This window comes from Enterobacter sp. BIDMC 26, from assembly GCF_000534435.1.
GTDB classification, from domain to species: domain Bacteria; phylum Pseudomonadota; class Gammaproteobacteria; order Enterobacterales; family Enterobacteriaceae; genus Enterobacter; species Enterobacter ludwigii.
On record NZ_KI973182.1, the window covers coordinates 3483819 to 3492518 of the forward strand.

The 8700-nt window shown below is 52.1% G+C and carries 6 protein-coding genes, 1 tRNA gene and 1 rRNA gene; 6 read left to right on the top strand and 2 right to left on the bottom strand.

Translation table 11 applies throughout. The annotated features are described in order from the left end of the window. The 6 genes from L462_RS07005 (at window position 1) to L462_RS06980 (ending at window position 8280) form a co-directional block, all read left to right on the top strand. A complete protein-coding gene (locus tag L462_RS07005; protein ID WP_032679075.1) occupies window positions 1–3114 on the top strand; it encodes an efflux RND transporter permease subunit in 3114 nt (1037 codons plus the stop codon). A 303-nt stretch (window positions 3115–3417) separates the two neighbouring features. Next, a complete protein-coding gene (locus tag L462_RS07000; RefSeq protein ID WP_008502867.1) occupies window positions 3418–3639 on the top strand; it encodes a lipoprotein in 222 nt (73 codons plus the stop codon). 487 nt (window positions 3640–4126) lie between these two features. Further along, window positions 4127–5152, top strand: a complete 1026-nt coding sequence (locus L462_RS06995; RefSeq protein ID WP_032679076.1) for an amino acid ABC transporter substrate-binding protein — start codon at window positions 4127–4129, stop codon at window positions 5150–5152. Window positions 5153–5219: 67 nt separating this feature from the next. Then, the gene (locus L462_RS06990) at window positions 5220–6401 is read left to right on the top strand and encodes an amino acid ABC transporter permease (protein WP_032679077.1); all 1182 of its coding nucleotides are present in this window, start codon (window positions 5220–5222) and stop codon (window positions 6399–6401) included. A 9-nt stretch (window positions 6402–6410) separates the two neighbouring features. Then, window positions 6411–7514 carry an amino acid ABC transporter permease gene (locus L462_RS06985; protein ID WP_032679078.1) on the top strand — a complete coding sequence of 368 codons (1104 nt, stop codon included), beginning with the start codon at window positions 6411–6413 and terminating at the stop codon, window positions 7512–7514. A gap of 7 nt (window positions 7515–7521) precedes the next feature. Next, window positions 7522–8280, top strand: a complete 759-nt coding sequence (locus L462_RS06980; protein ID WP_032679080.1) for an amino acid ABC transporter ATP-binding protein — start codon at window positions 7522–7524, stop codon at window positions 8278–8280. A gap of 103 nt (window positions 8281–8383) precedes the next feature. Here the strand turns inward: L462_RS06980 and rrf are convergent. Together rrf and L462_RS06970 are read right to left on the bottom strand one after the other, a co-directional pair. Next, window positions 8384–8499, bottom strand: a 5S ribosomal RNA gene (gene rrf, locus L462_RS06975). Window positions 8500–8542: 43 nt separating this feature from the next. Further along, a tRNA-Thr gene (locus tag L462_RS06970) sits at window positions 8543–8618 on the bottom strand. Window positions 8619–8700: the final 82 nt, after the last annotated feature.

Genomic DNA, 8700 nt, shown 5'->3' on the forward strand with positions numbered 1-8700 from the left:
ATGGCTAATTTCTTTATCCAACGGCCGGTTTTCGCTTGGGTGCTTGCCATCATTTTGATGATTGCAGGCGGGCTGGCTATTCTCAAACTGCCCATAGCGCAGTATCCGACCATTGCCCCTCCCGCCGTGGCTATCACCGCAACGTATCCGGGTGCTGATGCGCAAACGGTGCAGGATACCGTAACGCAGGTTATCGAACAGAACATGAACGGTATCGATAACCTGATGTATATGTCATCCACCAGCGATTCCGCAGGTAATGTCACCATCACGCTGACCTTCCAGTCTGGAACAGACCCGGACATTGCGCAGGTACAGGTGCAGAACAAACTGCAGCTCGCCATGCCGCTGCTACCACAAGAGGTCCAGCAGCAAGGGATCGGTGTTGAGAAGTCCAGCAGCAGCTTCCTGCTGGTCGCAGGCTTTGTTTCCGATAACAAAGACCTCACGCAGGATGACATCTCTGACTATGTCGCGTCTAACGTGAAAGATGCCATTAGCCGCACCACGGGAGTTGGTGATGTGCAGCTGTTTGGTGCCCAGTATGCGATGCGCATCTGGCTCGACAGCAACGCGATGAACAAATACCAGCTGACGCCACTGGATGTGATTAATCAGCTGAAAACGCAGAACGACCAGATAGCGGCCGGCCAGTTAGGCGGAACGCCGTCAGTACCGGGGCAGCAGTTGAACGCCTCGATCATTGCACAAACGCGTCTGAAATCTCCGGAAGAGTTTGGCCGCGTGACGCTCAAGGTGAACCAGGACGGCTCCATGGTTCATCTGAAAGATGTGGCCCGCATTGAGCTGGGTGGCGAAAACTACAATATGGTCACCAAAATCAACGGGCAAGCGGCAACCGGCCTGGGGATTAAGCTGGCTACCGGTGCAAACGCACTGGACACGGCCGCCGCCATCAAGAGCAAACTGGCCCAGCTCCAGCAGTTCTTCCCGCAGGGGCTGAAAGTAGTCTACCCCTATGACACCACGCCTTTTGTGAAGATCTCTATCCACGAAGTGGTGAAAACGCTGTTCGAAGCGATCATTCTCGTCTTCCTGGTGATGTATCTTTTCCTGCAAAACCTGCGGGCGACGCTTATCCCGACAATTGCGGTGCCGGTCGTGCTGTTGGGTACGTTTGCGATCCTGGCGGCGTTCGGTTTCTCCATCAACACCCTGACCATGTTCGGTATGGTGCTGGCGATTGGCCTGCTGGTTGATGACGCCATCGTGGTGGTTGAGAACGTCGAACGCGTCATGGTTGAGGACAAGCTGCCGCCAAAAGAGGCGACGCAGAAGTCGATGGGGCAGATACAGGGCGCACTGGTGGGTATCGCCATGGTGCTCTCGGCGGTCTTTATCCCCATGGCCTTTTTTGGCGGTTCAACGGGAGCCATCTATCGTCAGTTCTCGCTGACCATTGTCTCGGCTATGGCGCTGTCAGTGCTGGTCGCTCTGATTCTGACACCGGCACTGTGCGCCACCTTGCTTAAGCCCGTCTCCAGCGATAGCCACGAAAAGAAAGGTGGCTTCTTCGGCTGGTTTAATGCGCTCTTTGACCGGAGCGTGGAGCATTACAGCAATAGCGTAAGCGGCATTTTGCGTAAGACCGGGCGCTATCTGGTGGTATACGTCATCATCGTCGGGGGCATGGCCGTACTGTTCCTGCGCTTACCCACCTCCTTCCTGCCCGAAGAGGATCAGGGGGTATTTATGACCATGGTCCAGCTCCCCGCCGGTGCCACCCAGATGCGAACCCAGCAGGTGCTTGACCAGGTTCAAAACTATTATCTCAACAACGAGAAGGCTAACGTTGAATCGGTGTTTACCGTGAACGGCTTTAGCTTTAGTGGTCAGGGTCAGAACTCCGGTATTGCGTTCGTTAGCCTAAAGCCCTGGGAAGCGCGTCCCGGAGCAGAAAATAGCGTTGAGGCGATCGTAAGGCGTGCGACGAAGGCCTTCAGTCAGATTAAAGATGGCCTCGTGTTCCCGTTTAACCTGCCAGCGATTATCGAGCTGGGTACCGCAACGGGCTTTGACTTTGAGTTGATTGATCAAGCTAACCTGGGGCATACCCAACTGACCCAGGCGCGTAATCAACTGCTCGGCATGGTGAAAGCGCACCCCGATCTGCTGGTTCGCGTTCGTCCTAACGGTCTGGAAGATACCCCACAGTTCAAACTGGATGTCGACCAGGAGAAGGCACAGGCGTTGGGCGTCAGCCTCTCTGACGTCAACCAGACGATCTCGACGGCATTGGGGGGAACCTATGTGAACGACTTTATCGATCATGGACGCGTGAAAAAAGTGTACGTCCAGGCCGACGCTCACTTCCGTATGTTGCCAGGGGACATCAACAACCTCTACGTGCGCAGCGCGAATGGTGAAATGGTGCCGTTCTCCTCCTTTAGCAGCTCGCACTGGGTGTATGGCTCGCCTCGCCTGGAGCGCTACAACGGAATGCCTTCGATGGAGATCCTCGGTGAGTCCGCGCCGGGTAAAAGTACCGGTGAGGCGATGGCCTTGATGGAGAACCTCGCCGCAAAACTGCCTTCCGGTATCGGCCATGACTGGACGGGAATGTCTTATCAGGAACGACTTTCTGGTAACCAGGCACCTGCCCTGTACGCCATTTCATTGATTGTGGTGTTCCTGTGCCTGGCTGCGCTTTATGAAAGCTGGTCTATTCCCTTCTCGGTCATGCTGGTTGTGCCGCTGGGTGTCACGGGCGCGCTTCTCGCCGCATCGATTCGCGGGTTAAATAATGATGTCTATTTCCAGGTCGGCCTGCTGACAACGATTGGTCTGTCGGCGAAAAACGCCATTCTGATCGTCGAGTTTGCTAAGGATCTGATGGATAAAGAAGGTAAAGGGATCATTGAAGCCACACTGGAAGCATCCAGAATGCGCCTTCGACCGATCCTGATGACGTCGCTGGCCTTTATCCTTGGCGTGATGCCACTGGTCATCAGCAGAGGAGCCGGGAGCGGCGCGCAAAATGCTGTCGGGACAGGTGTTATGGGAGGGATGCTTTCCGCAACGCTTCTGGCAATTTTCTTCGTGCCCGTCTTCTTTGTGGTTGTCCGGCGCCGGTTTACGAAACATAAAGAGTAATGTTTCTCAAAAAAGGCACCTCAGGTGCCTTTTTTATTTTTAGCATAAACAATGAATTAGATATGTCATACTCACAGCATTAATAGTTAACCATTTGCATTAAGTAAAAATGCCGCGTTACGTCTTCATATTTTCTCCATTAATTCATCCTGACAGCGACTTTTCTCCACGATTTTTACAAACAACATAATTTGAGATTATTCCCCGTGCAACGTTGCCTTATCCCGGTGGTAAAATAGTCTCCAGTTCGTTAATAACCCTCCTGGCTGTATAGCGAATGAGAAATAATACTGAGGTAACATCATGAAAAGATTCATTTCCGTTGCACTACTCGCTGCGCTGCTTGCTGGATGCGCGCACGACTCTCCATGTGTACCGGTATACGACGATCAAGGCCGACTGGTTCATACCAATACCTGTATGAAAGGCACCACTCAGGACAACTGGGAAACAGCAGGTGCTATCGCCGGTGGTGCTGCCGCAGTGGCAGGTTTGACGCTGGGTATCGTTGCTCTGACGAAGTAACATCAGAACGTATCATGTGTGTAGAAAGCGCGGCTCTGTCCGCGCTTTTGCTTTTAAAGAGTGCAGCGTTTTCAGATAAGTAAAAAAATAGCCCTGTCTTTACCCACCTTGTTTATTTCATCCTGCGGACAGTCACATATTTTTAATGCACAGCGTTAAATTACATATTCTATCGTGATGATTTTCACATATTAATTATATTTAATACCCTGCCAATATTCACCCCAGAAACTATCTCTTCTTTTTAAGGTATAGCCGCTGAAAGTTTTGCTCCGATTTGTGGCACAGGTTGTAATTTCGCACCGTTTCGGGGCGCTCTCTTTATTTAACCCTGTCTACACTCAGCATTATGCGTTCATTGGTCACCTATTTTGTTGAGCGCAAAACCTGGCATTACGTTTGCTTTATAAACGTTGGCCAAAGCCACAGACAGGTAAAGCGTTTAAAACGCCTCTATAACGATAAATTTCGCCACACAGGATGCATTATGAAAAAGACGATGATAGCCAGCCTGGCCGCCGCGGGCATGTTGTTTGCTGTAGCCGGTCAGGCCCATGCGGGTACGACACTGGATGCCGTTAAAAAGAAAGGGTTTGTTCAATGTGGGATCAGTGACGGTTTACCTGGCTTCTCTTATGCCGATGCAAACGGCAAATTTACCGGTATTGATGTTGATGTCTGCCGCGGTGTTGCCGCCGCCGTTTTCGGTGACGACAGTAAAGTAAAATATACCCCGCTGACGGCGAAAGAACGTTTTGCTGCATTACAGTCTGGCGAAGTTGACATGCTTTCCCGTAATACCACCTGGACCTCCTCCCGTGATGCAGGCATGGGAATGGCATTTACTGGCGTGACCTATTATGACGGTATCGGTTTCCTGACCCACAATAAAGCGGGGCTGAAAAGCGCCAAAGAGCTGGATGGCGCGACCGTTTGTATCCAGGCCGGTACCGATACCGAGCTGAACGTCGCGGATTATTTCAAAGCAAATAACATGAAATATACCCCTGTGACATTCGATCGCTCCGATGAATCGGCCAAAGCGCTGGAATCCGGTCGTTGCGACACGCTGGCTTCTGACCAGTCACAGCTGTACGCCTTGCGTATTAAGCTGAGCAACCCGGCGGAGTGGATTGTCCTGCCCGAAGTGATCTCCAAGGAGCCTCTTGGACCGGTTGTGCGTCGTGGCGATGAAGACTGGTTCTCCATTGTTCGCTGGACGCTGTTTGCCATGCTGAATGCCGAAGAGATGGGCATCAACTCGAAAAACGTCGACGAGAAAGCCGCTAAACCGTCCACGCCGGATATGGCTCATCTGCTGGGAACAGAGGGCGATTTCGGGAAGGATCTGAAGCTGGATAACAAGTGGGCTTACAACATCATCAAACAGGTGGGTAACTACGCTGAGATCTTTGAGCGCAACGTGGGATCGGAAAGCCCTCTGAAGATCAAACGCGGCCAGAACAATCTCTGGAACAACGGCGGTATTCAGTACGCGCCACCAGTACGTTAAGTCATTGCTGTAACGGGCACTGTTAAGGCAGTGCCCGCCCCAGAGTCATGGTTACCGAGGTTTCTTTATGTCCCATCGCCGCTCAGCCGTAAAAGGATCGCTATCCTTTTCTCATCCCGCGGTCCGCGCCTGGCTATTCCAGGTTATTGCGATTATTGCGGTTGTTCTTATCGCCGTGTATCTCATCCATAACACTATAACCAACCTGAATAATCGCGGTATTACCTCAGGCTTTGCTTTTCTGGATCGCAGCGCGGGGTTTGGCATTGTTCAACACCTTATTGATTATCAGGAAGGCGACACGTATGGACGCGTGTTCGTGGTCGGTTTACTGAATACGCTGCTGGTCTCTGCACTTTGTATTGTTTTTGCCTCCATACTGGGCTTCTTTATTGGTCTGGCACGTTTGTCCGAAAACTGGCTGCTACGCAAACTGTCTACTTTTTATATTGAGACGTTCCGTAATATCCCGCCGCTGCTGCAGATCTTTTTCTGGTATTTTGCCGTGCTGCGCAACCTGCCGGGGCCACGTCAGGCTATTGATGCTCTTGATCTGTTTTTCCTGAGTAATCGCGGGTTGTATATTCCTTCTCCGCAGCCGGGTGAAGGGTTGTATGCCTTCATTGCCGCCCTTGTAATAGCGCTTGCTCTCTCAGCTGCCATATTCCGCTATAACCGCAAGCATCAGTTCAAAACCGGGCAGCTTCGTAAAACCTGGCCAACCGCCGCCATCCTTATCATTGGCCTGCCACTCCTGACACACTGGCTGTTTGGGGCCGCCCTTCACTGGGATATTCCGCAGCTGCGTGGCTTTAACTTCCAGGGCGGAATGGTTTTAATTCCTGAGCTGGCAGCACTGACGCTGGCGCTTTCGATTTATACCTCTGCATTTATCGCCGAGATTATTCGTGCGGGGATCCAGGCCGTTCCTTACGGACAACACGAGGCGGCACGCTCGCTGGGATTACCCCATACGGTGACGCTTCGTCAGGTCATTATTCCGCAAGCGTTACGGGTCATCATTCCGCCGCTGACCAGTCAATACCTCAATATTGTCAAAAACTCATCGCTGGCGGCCGCCATTGGCTACCCCGATATGGTGTCGCTGTTTGCCGGAACCGTGCTTAACCAGACCGGACAAGCCATTGAAACTATCGCCATCACAATGTCTGTCTATCTGATCATCAGCCTGGTGATTTCGTTGCTGATGAACCTCTATAACCGTCGTATAGCACTGGTCGAGCGCTAAGGATCTATGATGACAAAAGCGATACTGTCGCACTCCTCGCGCCCTGCCGGTTCGACAGGCGGACGTTTAATTCTCTGGGCGCGTAAGAATCTGTTCTCCAGCTGGAGTAACAGCCTGCTGACAATTGTATGTTTGTGGCTTATGTGGGAATTAATTCCACCGCTGCTGAACTGGGCTTTTTTACAGGCTAACTGGTCGGGATCCACTCGCGCAGACTGCACAAAAGCAGGGGCCTGCTGGGTGTTTATCCATGAGCGCTTTGGCCAGTTCATGTATGGATTGTATCCGCATGAACAGCGCTGGCGGATTAATCTGGCACTGGCCATCGGGCTGCTCTCCATCGCCGTAATGTTCTGGAAAAAACTGCCTCATCGGGGCCGTTATATTGCCTGTTGGGCAGTGGTGTATCCCATTATTGTTTGGGGGCTGTTGTATGGCGGCTTCCTGGGGCTGGAACGTGTTGAAACACGTCAGTGGGGTGGGTTAACGCTGACGCTGATTATCGCGTCCGTTGGGATAGCCGGCGCACTGCCATGGGGTATTTTGCTCGCGCTTGGGCGGCGCTCAAAAATGCCTGTCGTACGTGTGCTTTCCGTTATTTTCATTGAATTCTGGCGTGGCGTACCGCTTATCACCGTTCTGTTTATGTCTTCGGTCATGTTGCCGCTGTTTATGGCAGAAGGGACAACGATAGACAAACTGATCCGTGCCCTGGTCGGGGTCATCCTTTTCCAGTCCGCTTACGTTGCGGAAGTGGTGCGTGGGGGCCTGCAGGCTCTGCCTAAAGGTCAGTACGAAGCGGCGGAATCACTGGCGCTTGGCTACTGGAAAACGCAGGGACTGGTGATATTGCCACAAGCACTCAAGCTGGTTATCCCGGGCCTGGTCAATACCATCATTGCCCTCTTCAAAGATACCAGCCTGGTGATCATCATCGGGCTGTTCGATCTCTTTAGCAGCGTGCAACAGGCGACCGTTGACCCTGCCTGGCTGGGTATGTCCACCGAGGGATATGTCTTCGCTGCTCTGATCTACTGGATCTTTTGTTTTAGCATGTCGCGCTATAGCCAGCATCTGGAAAAGCGCTTTAACACCGGGCGTACACCGCACTGAGGAAATTATGAGCCAGATTACTATGACACCTGCCGACGCGATGATTACGCTGGAAAACGTGAATAAATGGTACGGGCAGTTTCATGTTTTGAAAGACATTAACCTCAAGGTTAAGCAGGGAGAACGGATCGTTCTTTGTGGCCCTTCCGGGTCCGGAAAATCCACGACCATTCGCTGTATTAACCACCTTGAAGAACATCAGCAGGGGCGCATTGTTGTTGATGGCATCGAGTTGAATGAAGATATTTGTAACATCGAACGGGTGCGCCAGGAAGTGGGAATGGTGTTTCAGCACTTTAACTTGTTTCCCCATCTGACCGTTCTGCAGAACTGTACGCTTGCGCCAATTTGGGTACGAAAGATGCCTAAAAAGGAGGCTGAAGCACTGGCGATGCACTACCTGGAACGGGTACGTATCGCAGAGCACGCCAATAAATTTCCCGGCCAGATATCAGGCGGTCAGCAACAGCGTGTGGCTATCGCCCGTTCGCTCTGTATGAAACCGAAAATTATGCTTTTTGATGAACCGACATCCGCCCTGGATCCGGAAATGGTGAAAGAGGTACTGGATACCATGATTGGACTGGCGCAGTCCGGGATGACCATGCTGTGTGTGACGCATGAAATGGGGTTTGCCAGAACCGTGGCCGATCGGGTGATCTTTATGGATCGTGGGGAAATCGTTGAGCAGGCACCGCCGGATGAGTTCTTCGCACATCCTAAATCTGAACGTACACGGGCTTTCCTGTCACAAGTGATCCATTAAGCGTGTCTTAGCCCGGTGGCGCTTCGCTTACCGGGTCTGACTTTTTCCGGGAAACATAACGCAAAAAGGCCATCCTTTCGGATGGCCTCTTCACTTGTTTGATGTCTGGCAGTTCCCTACTCTCACATGGGGAGACCCCACACTACCATCGGCGCTACGGCGTTTCACTTCTGAGTTCGGCATGGGGTCAGGTGGGACCACCGCGCTAAAGCCGCCAGACAAATTCTTTTACTTCTTGCCGAACTTTAACCTAAGTATAAAGTGGTGCTGATACCCAGAGTCGAACTGGGGACCTCACCCTTACCAAGGGTGCGCTCTACCAACTGAGCCATATCAGCACGCTAAATTTGATGCCTGGCAGTTCCCTACTCTCGCATGGGGAGACCCCACACTACCATCGGCGCTACGGCGTTTCACTTC

Bases quoted from the DNA above. Each gene is read 5' to 3' on its own strand.
- L462_RS07005 (WP_032679075.1), top strand. From the start codon at position 1: ATGGCTAATTTCTTTATCCAACGGCCGGTTTTCGCTTGGGTGCTTGCC.
- L462_RS07000 (WP_008502867.1), top strand. From the start codon at position 3,418: ATGAAAAGATTCATTTCCGTTGCACTACTCGCTGCGCTGCTTGCTGGA.
- L462_RS06995 (WP_032679076.1), top strand. From the start codon at position 4,127: ATGAAAAAGACGATGATAGCCAGCCTGGCCGCCGCGGGCATGTTGTTT.
- L462_RS06990 (WP_032679077.1), top strand. From the start codon at position 5,220: ATGTCCCATCGCCGCTCAGCCGTAAAAGGATCGCTATCCTTTTCTCAT.
- L462_RS06985 (WP_032679078.1), top strand. From the start codon at position 6,411: ATGACAAAAGCGATACTGTCGCACTCCTCGCGCCCTGCCGGTTCGACA.
- L462_RS06980 (WP_032679080.1), top strand. From the start codon at position 7,522: ATGAGCCAGATTACTATGACACCTGCCGACGCGATGATTACGCTGGAA.